This window comes from Novosphingobium fluoreni (assembly GCF_014196615.1).
GTDB classification, from domain to species: domain Bacteria; phylum Pseudomonadota; class Alphaproteobacteria; order Sphingomonadales; family Sphingomonadaceae; genus Novosphingobium; species Novosphingobium fluoreni.
Window position 1 is genome coordinate 219,804 of record NZ_JACIDY010000006.1, and the last position, 16,335, is coordinate 236,138.

Annotated in this window: 14 protein-coding genes and 1 pseudogene; 8 read left to right on the top strand and 7 right to left on the bottom strand. The window is 61.6% G+C overall.

The window, feature by feature from the left end:
• Positions 1 to 9: 9 nt before the first annotated feature.
• The gene (locus tag GGR39_RS13085; protein WP_058735402.1) at positions 10 to 492 is read right to left on the bottom strand and encodes an RNA pyrophosphohydrolase; all 483 of its coding nucleotides are present in this window, start codon (positions 490 to 492) and stop codon (positions 10 to 12) included.
• Between the two features lie 238 nt (positions 493 to 730).
• Between GGR39_RS13085 and GGR39_RS13090 the strand changes: the two genes are divergently transcribed.
• Together GGR39_RS13090 and GGR39_RS13095 are read left to right on the top strand one after the other, a co-directional pair.
• On the top strand, positions 731 to 2,686 hold the full coding sequence (locus GGR39_RS13090) for a 2-oxoacid:acceptor oxidoreductase subunit alpha (protein ID WP_183617528.1): 1,956 nt from the start codon (positions 731 to 733) through the stop codon (positions 2,684 to 2,686).
• A 17-nt stretch (positions 2,687 to 2,703) separates the two neighbouring features.
• Entirely contained in the window at positions 2,704 to 3,744 is a 1,041-nt protein-coding gene (locus GGR39_RS13095; RefSeq protein WP_183617529.1) for a 2-oxoacid:ferredoxin oxidoreductase subunit beta, read from the top strand.
• A 60-nt stretch (positions 3,745 to 3,804) separates the two neighbouring features.
• On the opposite strand, the gene GGR39_RS13100 is transcribed toward GGR39_RS13095, so the two are convergent.
• Positions 3,805 to 4,449, bottom strand: a complete 645-nt coding sequence (locus GGR39_RS13100; protein ID WP_246388689.1) for a phosphatase PAP2 family protein — start codon at positions 4,447 to 4,449, stop codon at positions 3,805 to 3,807.
• 114 nt (positions 4,450 to 4,563) lie between these two features.
• On the opposite strand from GGR39_RS13100, the gene GGR39_RS13105 reads away from it, so the two are divergent.
• On the top strand, positions 4,564 to 5,958 hold the full coding sequence (locus GGR39_RS13105; RefSeq protein ID WP_183617530.1) for a cryptochrome/photolyase family protein: 1,395 nt from the start codon (positions 4,564 to 4,566) through the stop codon (positions 5,956 to 5,958).
• 3 nt (positions 5,959 to 5,961) lie between these two features.
• Here GGR39_RS13105 and GGR39_RS13110 read toward each other — a convergent pair whose 3' ends face one another.
• The 3 genes from GGR39_RS13110 to purF all read right to left on the bottom strand — a co-directional run bounded on the left by GGR39_RS13110 (position 5,962) and on the right by purF (position 8,569).
• Positions 5,962 to 6,306 (bottom strand): PilZ domain-containing protein, encoded by a 345-nt coding sequence (locus GGR39_RS13110; protein WP_183617531.1) that lies wholly within the window; start codon positions 6,304 to 6,306, stop codon positions 5,962 to 5,964.
• Positions 6,307 to 6,384: 78 nt separating this feature from the next.
• On the bottom strand, positions 6,385 to 7,095 hold the full coding sequence (locus tag GGR39_RS13115) for an SDR family NAD(P)-dependent oxidoreductase (protein ID WP_183617532.1): 711 nt from the start codon (positions 7,093 to 7,095) through the stop codon (positions 6,385 to 6,387).
• Positions 7,096 to 7,099: 4 nt separating this feature from the next.
• Complete coding sequence (gene purF / locus GGR39_RS13120) at positions 7,100 to 8,569, bottom strand: amidophosphoribosyltransferase (RefSeq protein ID WP_183617533.1); 1,470 nt, start codon at positions 8,567 to 8,569, stop codon at positions 7,100 to 7,102.
• A 261-nt stretch (positions 8,570 to 8,830) separates the two neighbouring features.
• On the opposite strand from purF, the gene GGR39_RS13125 reads away from it, so the two are divergent.
• From GGR39_RS13125 to dnaE, 5 genes are all read left to right on the top strand, one after another.
• Positions 8,831 to 10,072 carry a lipoprotein-releasing ABC transporter permease subunit gene (locus GGR39_RS13125; RefSeq protein ID WP_183617534.1) on the top strand — a complete coding sequence of 414 codons (1,242 nt, stop codon included), beginning with the start codon at positions 8,831 to 8,833 and terminating at the stop codon, positions 10,070 to 10,072.
• Complete coding sequence (locus tag GGR39_RS13130; RefSeq protein WP_183617535.1) at positions 10,065 to 10,754, top strand: ABC transporter ATP-binding protein; 690 nt, start codon at positions 10,065 to 10,067, stop codon at positions 10,752 to 10,754. The genes GGR39_RS13125 and GGR39_RS13130 overlap by 8 nt, the downstream gene beginning before the upstream one ends.
• 56 nt (positions 10,755 to 10,810) lie before the next feature.
• Positions 10,811 to 11,095, top strand: coding sequence for a hypothetical protein (locus tag GGR39_RS13135; protein ID WP_058735394.1), 285 nt, complete (start codon positions 10,811 to 10,813; stop codon positions 11,093 to 11,095).
• 128 nt (positions 11,096 to 11,223) lie between these two features.
• Positions 11,224 to 11,721, top strand: a complete 498-nt coding sequence (locus GGR39_RS13140) for a glutathione peroxidase (protein WP_183617536.1) — start codon at positions 11,224 to 11,226, stop codon at positions 11,719 to 11,721.
• A gap of 73 nt (positions 11,722 to 11,794) precedes the next feature.
• Entirely contained in the window at positions 11,795 to 15,340 is a 3,546-nt protein-coding gene (gene dnaE / locus GGR39_RS13145; RefSeq protein WP_183617537.1) for a DNA polymerase III subunit alpha, read from the top strand.
• A gap of 52 nt (positions 15,341 to 15,392) precedes the next feature.
• Here dnaE and GGR39_RS13150 read toward each other — a convergent pair whose 3' ends face one another.
• Both GGR39_RS13150 and GGR39_RS13155 read right to left on the bottom strand, forming a co-directional pair.
• On the bottom strand, positions 15,393 to 15,698 hold the full coding sequence (locus GGR39_RS13150) for a hypothetical protein (RefSeq protein ID WP_343055886.1): 306 nt from the start codon (positions 15,696 to 15,698) through the stop codon (positions 15,393 to 15,395).
• A 36-nt stretch (positions 15,699 to 15,734) separates the two neighbouring features.
• Positions 15,735 to 16,335 (bottom strand): annotated as a pseudogene (locus tag GGR39_RS13155) (hypothetical protein); the annotation flags it as partial.

A 16,335-nucleotide genomic window follows, 5' to 3' on the forward strand; every position in this document is an offset into this window, starting at 1 on the left:
TGGGCAACGTCAGATCAGCGGTCGGAATTCATCGAGCACGGTGCGATAGACCCGCTTTTTGAAAGGCACGATCATCTCCGGCAGCAGTTCCGGGTCGAGCCATTGCCACTCGCAGAATTCCGGCGGGCGGTGAGCATTCAGGTCGATATCGCCGTCACCACCCTCGAAGCGAGCCAAAAACCAGGTCTGCCGCTGCCCGCGATACTTCCCGCCCCACAGCTTGCCCATCAGGTGATCGGGCAGATCGTAAAGCAGCTCTTCTTTCGATTGAGAGATGAGGCTTACGTGATCGCCTTTGACCCCGGTTTCCTCCCACAGTTCCCGCAGAACGGCGGCTCGCAAATCCTCGCCCTTGTCCACGCCACCTTGGGGCATCTGCCACCAGTCGCCCTCGCGATTGTCGATCCGCTTGCCGACGAACACCTTGCCATCGGCGTTCACGAGCATGACACCGACGCACGGTCGATAGGGGAGCCGAGAGAAATCATTCATTTTGAGGGACTCAGCTTGAAAAGCACGACGGTCGCACTGAACTGTGATTGGCGGACAATGGCGCAGCGTCCGCTTTTTGGCCAGCCTCAATTGTGGGCCATGGAATGAGGCTGACGTTTCATAAGTGATGGATTTTCTAGATTGCCCAAGGCATGGAACGCGCTCAGGGCGATCCCATGAAGAAAGAGGGCACGGCGACATCCGCTAGCAGTCGCAGGCCCGGCTTAAGAGGACTAAAATGGCAACCATAACTGCCGAGAATGATCAGGCGGCCTTGGCCGACAGCGCCGTACCGGAAGCCGTAGTCGTGCGCTTTGCCGGGGACTCGGGCGACGGTATGCAGCTGACAGGTGGGCAGTTCACATTGTCCACCGCGCTCGCGGGCAACGACCTGTCGACCTTCCCTGACTTTCCGGCCGAGATTCGCGCGCCGCAAGGCACGCTGTTCGGCGTCTCCGCGTTTCAGATCAACTTTGGTTCCAGCGAGATCACCACCGCCGGTGACGCGCCCGATGTCCTCGTCGCCATGAACCCCGCCGCGCTGAAGGTGAACGTTCAGGCCTTGAAGCCCGGTGGCCTGATCATCGCCGACACTGGTGAGTTCAACAAGCGCAACATGGAAAAGGCGAAGTACGAATCCTCGCCTTTCGAGGACGGCAGTCTGGCGAAGTGGGAGGTTATGGCCTTCGACATCAGCGCGCTGACGCTGGAAGCGGTAAAGCCGTTCGGCCTTGGCAACAAGGAGGCGCTGCGCTGCAAGAACATGTGGACGCTGGGCCTTTCGCTGTGGATGTTCGATCGTGATCGCCAGCCCTTAATCGATTGGCTGAACGGCAAGTTCGCCAAGAATCCGGTGCTGGCGCAGGCCAATATCGCCGCGCTCAACGCCGGCCATGCCTATGGCGAAACAGCAGAGTTGGCGGGCCCGCTCAAAAAACTGCATCTCGATCCGGTGCCATCGGCACCAGGCCTCTATCGCACCATCACCGGGGCAGAGGCTGTTTCGCTGGGCCTCGTCGCCGGCGCGCAGCTGGCGGACTTGCCGATGTTCTTCGGCGGCTATCCGATTACCCCGGCTTCCGCGATCCTTCATAACTTGGTGAAGATGAAGGAATTCGGCGTCACCACCTTCCAGGCCGAGGACGAGATCGCCGCGATCTGTTCGGCGATCGGCGCGTCCTATGCCGGGCAGCTTGGCGTCACCTCTTCGTCCGGTCCGGGCATCGCGCTCAAGGGCGAGGCGATGGGCCTGGCGATCATGACCGAGCTGCCACTGGTGATCGTCAACTCACAGCGCGGTGGCCCCTCGACCGGCCTGCCGACCAAGACCGAGCAGTCCGATCTGTACCAGGCGATCTACGGCCGCAACGGCGACGCGCCGATGCCGGTCATCGCCACCCGATCGCCGTCCGACGCTTTCGAATGCGCGATCGAGGCTTGCCGCATCGCCACCGAATACATGACGCCAGTCATGCTGCTGACCGATGGTTATATTGCCAACGCGTCCGAGCCGTGGAAGGTGCCCGACCCGGCCTCGTTCACGCCGTTCCCGAAGACGTTCCTGGAAGAAACGAACAATCCGGACGGCAAGGTCCTGCCCTTCAAGCGTGACGAGAAGGGGGCACGCCCCTGGATCAAGCCGGGCACACCGGGCCTGATGCATCGTATCGGCGGCATCGAGAAGGCGATCGACACCGGCAATATCGACTATTCGCCCGCCGTTCACCAATCTCAGACGGATGCCCGCACCGACAAGGTGGCCGGCATCGCCAAGGGTATTCCGGCGCAGGAAGTCACCCTGGGCGAGGCTTCGGGCAAGCTGGCGGTGGTCGGTTGGGGCTCGACCTACGGCCCCATCCATCAGGCCGTTCGCCGGGCGCGCCGCAAGGGGCTGGACGTTCACCACATCCACGTCCGGCATGTCTGGCCAATGCCGACGAACTTCGGCGAGTTGCTGGCGGGTTACGAGAATGTGCTGGTGCCCGAGATGAACACCGGCCAGTTCAAGACGGTGCTGCGCGATCAATACCTGATCGACGCGGTTCCGCTGAACAAGGTATCCGGCCAGCCCTTCGCCATTGCCGAGATCGAGGCGGCCATCGCCACGTTCTTCGACGCAGTGCCCGGCAACGAGGGTGGCGAAGTACCGGTCAACGAAGGCCAGTTGCCCAGCCCCGAAGCGCATAACGACTGATATTGGGACAAACCCAGATGAACGATATGACCCCCATCCAGACCACCCTCAAGGACTGGGAAACTGACCAGGAAGTACGCTGGTGCCCGGGCTGCGGCGACTACGCGATCCTCAAGGCGGTGCAGCGCACCTTGCCGATCATCGGCGCGGATCCGGCCAAGACGATGTTCGTATCGGGCATCGGGTGCTCCAGCCGCTTCCCCTATTACGTCGAGAGCTACGGCTTCCACACGATCCACGGCCGCGCGCCCGCGTTCGCCACAGGTATCAAGCTGGCGAACCCTGAGCTCGACGTCTGGATCGTGACCGGCGATGGTGACGGCATGTCGATCGGCGGCAATCACACGATGCACGTGCTGCGCCGCAACCTCGATTGCCAGATCCTGCTGTTCAACAACGAGATCTACGGTCTGACTAAGGGCCAATTCTCCCCGACCAGCCGCCCCGGCACGACCTCTCCTACGACGCCACTGGGGTCTTACGATCGCCCGGCCAGCCCTTGCGCGTTCGCGTTGGGATCGGGTGCTCGTTTCATCGCGCGTGCTTATGACGTCTCCAAGGAACTATCGAACACGCTGATCGCCGCGCATGCGCACCGGGGTGCGGCCTTCGTCGAGATTTTCCAGAATTGCATCGTCTACAACAAGGATCGTTTCGACGATTTCGCCGCCAAGGGCGTCGCCGATACGATGCAACTGTGGTGCAAGCAGGGTGAGCCGTTGCTGTTCGCCAAGGGCACCAAGGGGCTGTCGCTCGACCTCGATACGCTGTCGCTGAAGGTCGTCGACGTCGTCGATGGCGATTGGCAGGCGGCGGGCGTCGTGGTTCACAACGTGAAGAACCGTGGCTTGGCGCATATGCTGGTCGAGATGCCGTTCGGTCCGTTCCCGATGGCTTTGGGCGTGATCTACGATGATCCGGCGCCTACCTTCGAAGGCTCGGTAGCGATCGAGCGTCAAAAGTCAGTGGCCGGCAAAACCGCCGATCTCACCAAGCTGTTGAGCAAGGGACAGACCTGGACCGTCGAGCCGGAAGCCGCTCACGGTCTGATGGACTGAAATCGGACTATAGCCCGATCATACAACGGCTCCACCGCGCTAGGTGGGGCCGTTCGCGTTTCAGTCGTTCTCCTCCTCAGGCATCATCCTCTCGGCGACGACTGCGGGGCGGTAGAGCAAGGCGCTTGCCAGGAATGCCCAACCCGCACCGCCCAGCCATCCCGCGATGACATCCGTCGGCCAATGAACGCCGAGCCACACCCGGCTCCACGCAATCAAAATACTCAGCATTAGCGCAAAACCGATAATCGTCATGCGAACGGATGAGCGCGGGCTTATGGCGGCAAAAGCCAACGCGATGGTGACATAGACCAGCGCGGAATTGAAGCTGTGTCCGCTGGGAAAGCTGTTGCCACCCGCGTCCATGAGGTGCGGCACGATCTGCGGGCGTGCGCGACCCACCAGGAGCTTGAGCCCGGTATTGACGCCCCAGCCGAGCACGATTGTCATCCCCAGCAAGATACCTTCGCGCCGCAGCCGCAGGAAAAACAGCGCCACGATCGCCATGAGCGCGAACAAGTTGCGCAGCAGCACACCGCCCAGCGCCGTTATATCTCGCACCGCTTCCAGCAGGCCGGCAGGTCCGCTCGGATAGAGATCGGCCTGGCGCCACAGCATCAGCCCGGCGCGATCGAACGCCGTGGTCTTGCCGTGGGCAACGCACCACGTGGTGACGGCGAACCCAAGCCATAGCAGTATTGCCAAAGTCAGCGCCTTTCGGCGATCGACATGCCGCTCTACAGGGCGGAGTGTGATAGACGGCGGCGAATTGACCATGAGGGCAGGGAACGCACCGGGCATCGGCTCGTTGCGCGAACAATGAGTGCTTCTGATAAATCGCCGCAAATCGTCTGGCTCAGGCGCGATTTGCGACTGGCCGATCAACCCGCGTTGTCCGCTGCTGCCGAACAAGGCCCTGTCATCCCGGTCTATGTGCTGGATGACAAGACAGCGGGCGATCGCAAGCTAGGCGGGGCATCACGCTGGTGGCTGCACCACAGTCTGGAAGCCCTGGACAAGAGCCTGGGCCGTCATGGTTCCAAGCTGATCCTGAGCAAGGGCGACAGCGCGAAGGAAATTGCGGCTATCGTCAAGGAGACCGGCGCAGCCGCCGTTCATTCTATTCATCATTACGAGCCGTGGTGGCGCGATGCCGAAGCGGCATTGGCAAAATCTGTCGACCTGTGTCTTCACGATGGAAACTACTTGGCCCCGCCTGGCACGGCTACGACTGGTTCTGGCCAGCCATTCAAGATCTACACGCCCTTTGCCCGGGCGCTGCAGGCGATGCTTCCCATGCGGGAGCCCTTGTCAGAGCCGAAACTTCACGCGCCCGGCAAATGGCCCAAGTCTGATAAGCTTGCTGACTGGGCCCTACTGCCCAGCAAACCGGATTGGTCAGGCGGCTTTGGAAAGGAATGGACGCCCGGAGAGCGGGAGGCCCAAGATCGGCTCGACCACTTCCTCGATATAGTCAAAGACTACGACGAGGATCGCAACCGTCCCTCGATGGAGGGATCGTCTCGACTGTCACCGCATCTCCACTGGGGGGAGATTTCACCGGTCCAGGTGTGGCATGCGCTGCAAGGAAAGCGCGGCAAAGGCGCAGATACATTCCGGGGTGAGATCATCTGGCGCGATTACGCCCAGAACATCATCGCGCAGTACCCGCGATATCCGGAAAAAAGTTACCGCGACGCTTTTGGCAAATTCGCTTGGCGCGATCCGAAAAAGAGCAGCGGTGCGGCAAAGGACCTCAAGGCCTGGCAGCAGGGCCGTACGGGTTATCCGATCGTCGATGCTGGAATGCGACAATTGTGGACGACCGGATGGATGCATAATCGCGTCCGCATGATCGCGGCCAGCTTCCTGATCAAGCACCTGCTTATCGACTGGCGGGAAGGCGAGCAGTGGTTCTGGGATACGCTGGTCGATGCAGATTACGGAAACAATGGCGTGAACTGGCAGTGGGTTTCAGGCTCGGGCGTCGATTCCAATATGTTCACGCGGATCATGGCGCCGTTGACGCAATCGCCAAAGTTCGACGCCGCAGAGTATATTCGTGAGTGGGTGCCGGAACTGAAAGGATTGTCGGATGCCGATATCCACGATCCCGAGGAGGAAAAGCGGCCCGAGGATTATCCGGCAAAGATCATCGGCCATAAGGAAGCGCGCGAGCGGGCGCTGGAGGCCTATCGAAAGGCGAAAGGCTAGCCTTCAGCCGCGATAGACGCCGTCGCCCTGCCAGCGCAGCAGGATCGCCTCGTATTGCAACGGGCCGAGCAGGTCATCGAACGCGCAGCCGATCAGCCCCTGCTCCCACCACACGACCTTGGCCTGGATCGCTTCTTGGCCGGGAAGTGTCAGCCAGCACACGGTACCCGGCAGAACCCGGCTGATCGCTGTCGCCGAAAAGCCGGACAGCGACAGATTTCGCACGACGGTCTGGATCTTCTTGCCCCCGGCGGGTCGCAAGGTGGCCGGGATCGAAAGGCGCATGCGATGCGCGCTGCGGTCTTCCTGTGCCGCGAAGGCGTACTTGTCGGTCTGAGCGCTGCTCATCATCGCTGTCCGCTTATCTCTCAGACGGGAATACCCCATCATTGTAACGAGATATGACGACAGTAGGTTTCCGTGAAATTACCGGTTGGGGTTAACGGTCTCGCGGTGCCCGGTAAGGAAAGATTCGCCCATAAGCGCGACAATCCGATCGGCGACGACTTCCGGCGATTTCACGGATGCAGGATCTTCACCGGGGTAGGCACGCGCGCGCATTGCCGTCCGCGTGGCGCCGGGATTCACGATCGCTACGCGTATTTTGGAAAGGTTTGCCACTTCTTGCGCATAGCAATCGAGCAAAACTTCGAACGCCGCCTTCGTCGAGCCATAGGCCCCCCAGAATGCCCGGGGGGACGCGGCGACGGTCGTGGTCAGCCCTACCACGCGGCCATCCGGGCTGGCGCGAAGCAACTGGTGGAAGTTTGCTAACAGCGCCTGAGTGGCAAGGACGTTCACCGTCATCGCCTTGTTCCAGGCTTTCTGATCAATGTCCGTTACGGAACTGAGTTGCGGCAACAGAGCCGCGTTGATGACCAGCATGTCCAGCTTGTCCCAACGCTGGCCGATCGCGGTGGCGAGGCGGGCGATGCCATCAGGCTCTGCCAGATCGACCGGCGCGATCGTTGCGGAGCCGCCGGCCCCGAAGATCGCTTCTTCGACCGCTTCCAGTTCCTTGGTGGTGCGGGCCGTCATCACAACGTGAGCACCAGCGGCGGCCAGCGCCTTCGCCGTCGCGGCGCCAATACCCCGGCTTGCGCCCGTGACGAGCGCGGTCTGTCCCGCAAATACCATGGACTTAGGCGACCTTGTTGACGGGCAGGGTGAGGAGGTCTGGTTTGTCCTTCTCGGCCAAATCGGTCAGGCTCGTTGGATATTCGCCGCTGAAGCAGGCATCGCAGAACTGCGGGGAGGCGTTGTTGCGCTCAGCCTCACCAACGGCGCGGTACAGGCCGTCGATAGAAACGAACGCCAAGCTGTCTGCTTTGATGAAGGCCGCCATGGCCTCGGTGTCCATGTTCGCGGCGAGCAGCTTGGACCGCTCTGGTGTATCGACGCCGTAGAAGCAGGAGTGCCCGGTGGGCGGGCTGGCGATACGCATATGGACTTCGGCGGCACCGGCATCGCGCATCATCTCGACGATTTTCATCGAGGTTGTGCCGCGCACGATCGAGTCGTCGATCAGGATGACGCGCTTGCCCTCGATAATCGCGCGATTGGCATTGTGCTTGCGCTTCACATCAGCATGGCGCGCGCCTTCGGACGGCTGAATGAAGGTACGGCCGACGTAATGCGAACGAATGATGCCCAGTTCGAACGGGATGCCGGATTCCTGAGCGTAGCCGATCGCTGCCGGAACACCGCTGTCCGGTACCGGGATCACAAGATCGGCGTCCGCTGGCGACTCCTTGGCGAGCTCCACACCGATCTGCTTGCGCACGGAATAGACCGAGCGGCCATCCATCACCGAATCGGGGCGGCTGAAATAGACATGCTCGAAGATGCACGGGCGCGGGGCAGGGTTGCCGAAGGGGCGGTGGCTGGAAACCACGCCCTTGTGATCGACCTGCACCATCTCGCCCGGCTCAATCGAGCGGACGAACTCCGCGCCGATCACGTCCAACGCCACTGTTTCGCTGGCGAAGATCGTCGCGTCCCCCAAGCGGCCCATCACCAACGGACGGATGCCCAAGGGATCGCGGCAGGCGATCATGCCTTGTTCGGTCATGCAGATCAGCGAATATGCGCCCTCCACCATGCGCAAAGCATCGACGAAGCGGTCCATCAGCGTCGGGTAGCGACTGGTCGCCACAAGATGGATGATGACTTCGGTGTCCGACGTCGATTGAAAGATCGCGCCCCGGCGAACCAGCTCGCGCTTGAGGTGGCTGGCGTTGGAGATGTTGCCATTGTGCGCGATCGAGAAGCCACCGGCTGACAGGTCCGCGAATAGCGGCTGTACGTTGCGCAAGCCCGAGCCGCCCGTGGTGGAATAGCGCACGTGGCCGGAAGCCATCTCACCGGGCAATGTCTCCGAGATCGATTTGTCGGCAAAAACCTGCGCGACATGGCCCAACCCACGATGCGAGTAGAACTCCCGTCCATCGTAAGTGGTGATGCCAACGGCTTCCTGCCCACGATGCTGCAAGGCATGAAGCCCCAGCGCGGCGATATTCACCGCATCTCTTGCGCCGATAACGCCGAAAACACCGCACTCTTCGCGCAGCTTGTCTCCGTCTTGATCACGGAAGGGGTGAGTAAAGTTCATGAGAAATTTCCGACCCGCGCGGCGCGCTTCTGATTGCGGGCATGTGATGGAAGCCGGTCCAAATTGCAAGGGAGTTGGTGGGCGCGCGGGACGATACAGCCCGATATGGCATCATCATGACATCGCGTGTCGGCATCCTCGTGCAACCTGTGTGCCGTTATGCCGTTTAGTGGCCCTACGAAGTTGATGGCTGGTCGCTTGCCACTCACGCCTCGAACACCTATTCGCCCTGGCAACCTCTTGCATCCGGACCAAACGCGCTTGCTGCTTTCCCCTTTCGAATGGATGATTGCCAAGCGCTACATGCTCCCCGGCCGGGGAGAGGCGTTCATCGCGCTCGTCGCCGGGATCAGCTTGGTCGCGGTGTCGCTGGGGGTTGCGGCTCTGGTCATCGTGATGAGCGTCATGAACGGCTTTCGCGCAGAGCTGTTCGACAAGATCGTGGGCTTGAACGGCCATGCGATCATCCAAGCCTACGGCGGGCGGCTGGGTAACTGGCAGGAAGTGCTGCAGGACGTTCGCAAGACCCCCGGCGTTACGCGGGCTTCTCCCTTGATTGAGCAACCGCTTTTGGCGACGTTCAATGGCCGGGTTGAGGCAATCCTTGCGCGTGGCAACACCCCGGAAGATATCCTGCGCTTAAAGCCGCAGTTGAAGGCAGGCAGCCTCGCGCCCTTGAAGGCCGGGGCAGATCAGGTGGCGATCGGATCGCGTCTGGCCCAGAACCTGGGCGTCCAGGTGGGTGACACGATCACGATCATCAACCCGCAAGGGCGATCGACACCGTTCGGCACGGTACCGCGGCAGATCGGCTATCAGGTGGCTGCCATCTTCGAGATCGGCGTTTACGACTATGACCAGGCGTTCGTTGTCATGCCGGTCGCCGACGCGCAAACCCTGCTGCTGACCGGCGACACTATCGGCATGATCGAGGTGACCACGACGGACCCGGATCGCGTCGGTGAGATCATGGCGCCGCTCACGCGGCAATTGGCCGGGCAGGCCGTCGTCACCGACTGGAAGACGATCAACGCCTCCTTGTTCGAAGCGCTGGCGGTAGAGCGGGTAGCGATGTTCGTCGTCCTCTCGATCATCGTGCTGGTGGCGGTATTCAACATCCTGTCTTCACTCATCATGCTGGTGCGCGCCAAGACCCGCGATATCGCGATTCTGCGCACGATGGGGGCGACGCGGCGATCTTTGACCAAGATCTTTGTCACCGCCGGCTTCCTGATCGGCGCACTCGGCACCGGAGTGGGTGTGATCCTGGGCTTCATCTTCCTGTTCTTCCGCCAGCCGATCGTCCGCGCCGTTGAACTGCTGACCGGCCAGAATCTGTGGGACCCGTCGATCCGGTTTCTGACGGAACTGCCAAGCCGCACCGACCCGGTGGAAGTGACCGTGATCTGCGTCCTCTCGCTCGTCCTCAGCTTCCTCGCCACGCTCTATCCCGCGTTCAAGGCGGCGAGCACCGATCCCGTGCAGGTGCTGCGCTATGAATAACGCCGTCGTCCGCCTTCAAAATCTGACACGTAGTTTCGAGCAGGGCGGCGTGCGCATCGATGTGCTGCGCGGTGCCAACCTGGCGATCCAACCCGGTGAGATCGTAGCGTTGCTGGGACCGTCTGGCTCCGGCAAATCCACCATGCTGCAGGCGATCGGCTTGCTGGAAGGCGGCTTTGGCGGCCTGATCGAGATTGCCGGGATCAACGCCTCGCAACTGGGCAAGGACCAGCGCGCTGCAGTACGCCGCGATCATATCGGCTTCGTCTATCAATTCCATCATCTGCTTCCCGATTTTTCGGCGATGGAGAACGTCGTCCTCCCTCAATTGGTCGCGCACAGATCGCAGGATGAGGCGCAAGTGCGGGCGCGGGAGTTGTTGGACGCGCTAGGCCTCGGTGCCCGGCTGGACCACCGGCCGAGCCAGCTTTCGGGCGGTGAGCAACAGCGTGTCGCCGTCGCGCGGGCGTTGGCCAACAAGCCGCAGATGGTGCTGGCCGATGAGCCGACCGGCAATCTGGATGAGGCGACCGCCGATCGCGTACTGGGCCAGTTCCTCGAACTCGTTCGTGGAGAAGGTTCTTCGGCGCTGGTGGCGACCCATAATGAACGACTGGCCCGCGCCATGGATCGCGTCGTTCGTCTGCACGATGGCCTGCTCGAAGAAACAGGTCTGCGTTAATTCAGTTTAAGCACGTAGCCTCGTAACACATCAGGCGTACAAATCAGGAGAAGGCGATGAGCGACATCCCCACCACGACGCAGGGCGGCTCTGGTGAAACCCATGGCATCGGCTGGAACGATGCGGCCGAGCTTCACAAGTGCGCGGATGGTGGCGGCCTGTTTCATCGCTTGAAGACGATCCGTCGCGGCACTCTGGCCGAACTGATCTCGTTCGTGCTCAGCTTGCCCGACGATCAGCAAGGCGATTACGCGATCCAGAAGGAAGGCGATCACCAGCTGAGGATTGGCGAAATCCGCGGTCTGTCGCGCCGTCCGGACTTTCCGACGCGCCATCACTGACATTTGGATTCCCCGCCGATAGGCCGTCGATCACAAGCGGTCGATCGACTGGAGGGGAGCGAAACGATAGTGGCCAGCGCTTTGGTACCAAATACGGCAATTCCACTAATCGGCGGTGATCCGACGCTATGACGACGATCGCCGATTTTCAGGTTCGCGCCGGGACTGGCGCGCCAATCGCGCTGGGCAGTAAGCTGGGCAAAGTCCTGCTGGTGGTGAATACCGCCAGCCATTGTGGCTTCACGCCGCAATATGCCGGGCTTGAGAAGCTGTGGCAGGACTTTGGCCATCGCGGGTTCGAGGTTCTGGCGTTTCCGTGCAACCAGTTCGGGCGCCAGGAGCCCGCCGCCGATTCCGAAATCGCCACATTCTGCGACATCCATTTTGGCCTGAGCTTTCCGTTGATGAGCAAGATCGACGTGAATGGTCCAAATGCACTTCCTCTGTTCGACTGGCTGAAAGGCGAAGCTCCCGGAGTGCTGGGCTCTCGCGGTATCAAATGGAACTTCACCAAGTTCCTCGTCGATCGAAACGGTCGCGCGGTGCGACGCTACGCCCCGCTGGTGAAGCCGGAAGTCATCGCTGCCGATATCGAGACTTTGCTGAGAGCCGCTCCGCCCGCTTAAACCAGGCGATGTTTCCCCGGTTTTGTCCCGGCCACCCTTGATTGCGCCGGGCAGCAGCGCCAAAATCAAGCCCATGGCTTTCGCGCAATTCGTGCCCCTCCGCATCTTTTCCAGCTTCACGATGCTAGACGGTGCGATCGAGCCCAAGGCGATCGCCAAGCTGGCAAAAGAGCGCAAGTTCCCCGCAGCGGCGATCTGTGATCGCAATGGACTCTACGGCGCTGTTTCCTTCGCCCCGGCATGTCGCAGCGCCGGTGTGCAGCCGATCATCGGCACATTCCTCGCCATAGCCCGCGACACGACGCCAGACGGCCCGATCGACTGGCTCGCCCTGTTCGCGCAAGACGAGACGGGGTGGAACAATTTGTGCCATCTCGTAAGCCGCGCACACCTGGATCGCCCCCTCGAACGGGAGCCACACGTCGGCCTGGCGGACCTGGAAGGCCGGTCCGAGGGGTTGATCTGCCTGACTGGTGCGGGTGAGGGTGCGCTTGCCCGCCTGCTGGCCGATGGACGGGACGCCGCCGCTGGCGCGATGTGCGATGATTTGCAGCGCCTGTTTCCGCAGCGACTCTATATCGAAATCGCCCGCAGTGGTGACCCAATTGAAGATGCGTCCGAAGATGGGCTGATCGAGCTGGCCTATGCCAGGGACTTGCCGCTAGTGGCCACTAACCCGGCGCAATACGCCGAAAAGCACTTCCATTCGGCACACGATGCGCTGCTCTGCATCGCCAATTCGACGCATATCGACGCGCCTGATCGCCCTCGCTCTTCCGATCAGCGCTGGGTGAAGCCGGCGGAGACGATGGCGCAGGCCTTCGCCGATCTTCCCGAGGCTCTGGCCAATACGCTCGTCGTCGCCCAGCGCTGCGCTTTCGCGCCGCCCAAGCGCAAGCCGATCCTGCCCAGCCTCGCCGGTGATAAAACCGGTGAAGAGCGGATGCTGGAACGCGATGCGCGCCTTGGCCTCGCCTCGCGCCTTGCACCCTATTGGCCCGAGACTACGATAGACGAACTGAACGCCGTCCTGTCACTGCCAGAAGATCAGCGCGCCGATGCCTGGGCCGCGCGGCTCAAGCCGCACGGTGTGCCCGAAGAGTTCCTGGAATATGCCGATCGCCTGGATTTCGAGACGTCGATCATCATCCGCATGGGCTTTCCGGGTTACTTCCTAATCGTCGCGGACTTCATCAAGTGGGCCAAGGATAACGGCATTCCGGTGGGTCCCGGTCGCGGATCGGGTGCGGGGTCGGTCGTTGCCTGGGCGCTGACCATTACCGACTTGGACCCATTGAAGCTCGGCCTCCTGTTCGAACGCTTCCTCAATCCCGAGCGTGTTTCGATGCCGGACTTCGACATCGATTTCTGCGAAACCCGTCGTGGCGAGGTGATCCGCTACGTGCAGGCCAAGTACGGTCATGATCACGTGGCCCAGATCATCACCTTCGGCAAGATGAAGGCCCGCGCCGTGCTGCGCGATTGCGGGCGTATCCTGCAGATGGGTTACGGCCGCGTCGACTCGCTGTGCAAGATGGTGCCCAACCATCCCACCGACCCCTGGACGCTGGACCGCGCGGTGAACGGGGCGGTCGACTTCCGGCGTGAGTACGACAACGACAAGGAAGTGAAGCGCCTCGTCGATCTGGCCCGACAGCTGGAAGGCCTGCCGCGCAACTCTTCGACCCACGCGGCGGGCGTTGTGATCGGCGATCGGCCTTTGTCCCAACTGGTGCCGCTATATCGCGATCCGCGATCGGACATGCCGGTCACCCAGTTCGACATGAAATATGTCGAGGACTCCGGGCTGATCAAATTCGACTTTCTCGGCCTGAAGACTCTGTCGGTGCTGCGCAAGGCGACTGACCTGCTGGAACGGCGCGGCATCCGTATCGACTTGTCGACGCTCGCCTGGGACGATCCGCGCGTGTACGATCTGTTGAAGCGTGGCGACACGGTGGGCGTCTTCCAGCTGGAATCGGAAGGCATGCGCCGTACGCTGGCAGCGGTGAAGCCGACCAACTTCGGCGACATCATCGCGCTCGTCTCGCTCTATCGTCCGGGCCCGATGGACAATATCCCGCTGTTCGGTCAGCGTAAGAACGGCCTGGCGGCGATTGAGTATCCGCATGAGAAGTTGGCGGTAATCCTGGGTGAAACCTACGGAATCTTTGTCTATCAGGAGCAGGTCATGCAGGCCGCGCAGATCCTGGCGGGGTACTCGCTGGGCGATGCTGACTTGCTGCGCCGCGCGATGGGCAAGAAGGTCCAGGCGGAGATGGATGCGCAGCGCCAGCGCTTCGTCGATGGTTGCAAGCTGCATTCCGGCATCGAGAAGGCCAAGGCGAACGAGCTGTTCGACTTGATCGACAAGTTTGCAGGATACGGTTTCAACAAGTCGCATGCCGCCGCGTACGCTCTGCTGGCGTACCACACCGCGTGGCTGAAGGCGCATTATCCGCACGAGTTTTACGCGGCATCGATGTGCTTCGACATGCACCAGTCCGAAAAGCTGGCCGTGTTCGTGGACGATGCGCGCCGCAACGGCATCCAGCTTTCACCACCGGACATCAACAGGTCCGAGGCCGAGTTCACCGTAGAAGAGACGCGCGATAGCCATGCCGTGCGCTATGCGCTGGCCGGCATCCGCAACGTCGGCGAAAAGGCGATGGAGGCAATCGTCGAAGAGCGGGTGGCGAACGGCAACTTCGTCAGCCTGGACGACGTATTCCGCCGCGCACCGGCCGGATCGATGAACCGTCGCCAATTGGAAAGCCTTGCGGCTTCCGGTGCATTCGATGAGTTGGAACCTAATCGCGCGAAGGTGCTTGCGAACGCAGAGACGCTCCTGGCCGAAGCAGACCGCGCCTCTCGCGAACGGGTCAGCAGCCAGCATGCGTTGTTCGGCGGGGACGATCATGCAGAACAAGCGCTGCGCCTCGTCGATTGTCCACCGTGGAGCCGGTTGGACCAGATGGCGAAGGAGCGAGAAAACTTCGGCTTCTACTTCGCCGCCCACCCGGTTGAGCAATGGCGCATGGTGGCGACGGCCAACGGCGCGCGCACGCATGGCAGCTTGATCGCAGGCGGGGCGAGCGGCCGGGCCGGAGCGGTGATGGCCGTGCTGGTTGAAAGCGTCCAGAAGCGCAAGACCCGCAAGGGCAAGGACTTTGTGATCGCCGACTTTTCAGACCAGTCCGGTCAGTTCAGCGCCTCCTGCTTCGAGGAAAGCCTGGTCGATAGTTTCGTGAAGTGGGCGAAGGAGGGCACCTGCGTGCTTCTCAATGTTGAGCTTGATAGCCCCAGCGCCGACGAGCCCCCTCGTGTCACCGTCCGGGGTGCCCGTCCGTTGGCCGAAGTGACTAGCGATGCGCGCATGGTGATGACGATCGATATTGACCGGGTCGAGGCGATCCAGGAACTCGCTTTGCTGATGCGACCGGGCACTAAGGGGACGGGCGAGGTAATCGCACGGCTTCATCTCGGCGATGGCCAAATGCAGAACGTGCGCCTGGGGCGCGATTTCGCGCTGGATGGAGACTTCGCCGAACAGCTGGCACAGATCGAGGGGATTACCGTCGAATCTCTGGCACCGCGCAAGCTTCGCATGGCGGCCTGATCATTCGCCGGTCGCTGGTGGCGTATCGACGCCACTAGCGACCGGCCTGGTATTACTTATTAGTGATCTTGTCGGCCGCATTTTCTGCAGCGCTGCCGACTTGCTTTGCGGCGTTACCGACGCTGCTGGCAGCCTCTGCAACGGCGTTATCTTTGGCGGACTCGCTGGAGCTGCTCTGGCTGAAGAAATAAATGCCGGCGATGACCGCGATCAGCAGGACGATAGCCAGCAAAGCCGTGCCACCACCGCCGCGCTTGCGATCACCGTCGTGAATGACGGTCGTGTGGGTCGTGGGGCCGTTTGCACCCTCGACAGTCGTGATCCGTTCCTCAACCATTCTGGCCTCCTCTTCAAACATTGTACGCGCCGAAACGCCTGTATGTCTGTTCGGTTGCTAGAGCAGCGACAACTGACCGTCTGTGGATGGCCGCCGGAAGCGAGTGCAATCCAGTTTCACTTCCGGCCTACCCATCGCATGGCGACGCATCGCGATGGCAAAGCGCCGTCGGAAAAGGTCGGCCCAAACGCCTTCCGGCTTCATTCGCATACCAAAGCGTGGATCGTTATCTCGACCACCACGGATCGATTGGATCGTCGCCATCACTTTGCCTGCGCGATCAGGGAAATGGGTCTGCAGCCATTCCCGAAACAAGGGTGCCACCTCGTGCGGCAAGCGCACGATGATCCATGTGGCGGCGCTGACGCCGAATTTTGCCGCCTCCGCCAGAATGCCTTCGATGTAGCAATCGGTGATCGATGGGATCACCGGCGCGATCGACACATGGCACGGCACACCCGCGTCGACCAAACGGCCCAGTGCCGCCAAACGCTTCGCTGGCGAGGCGGCCCGTGGCTCCAGCAACCGCGAGAGCCGCGCATCCAGGCTGGTCACGGAGATACGTAAGCGTCCGGGCTCCGACGTGTTGCGCGGGCGATGCCCTGCCGCGATGAGGCTCTCGTAAGGAGTGTCCTTTGGCACTGCCGAAGGAGAGTGG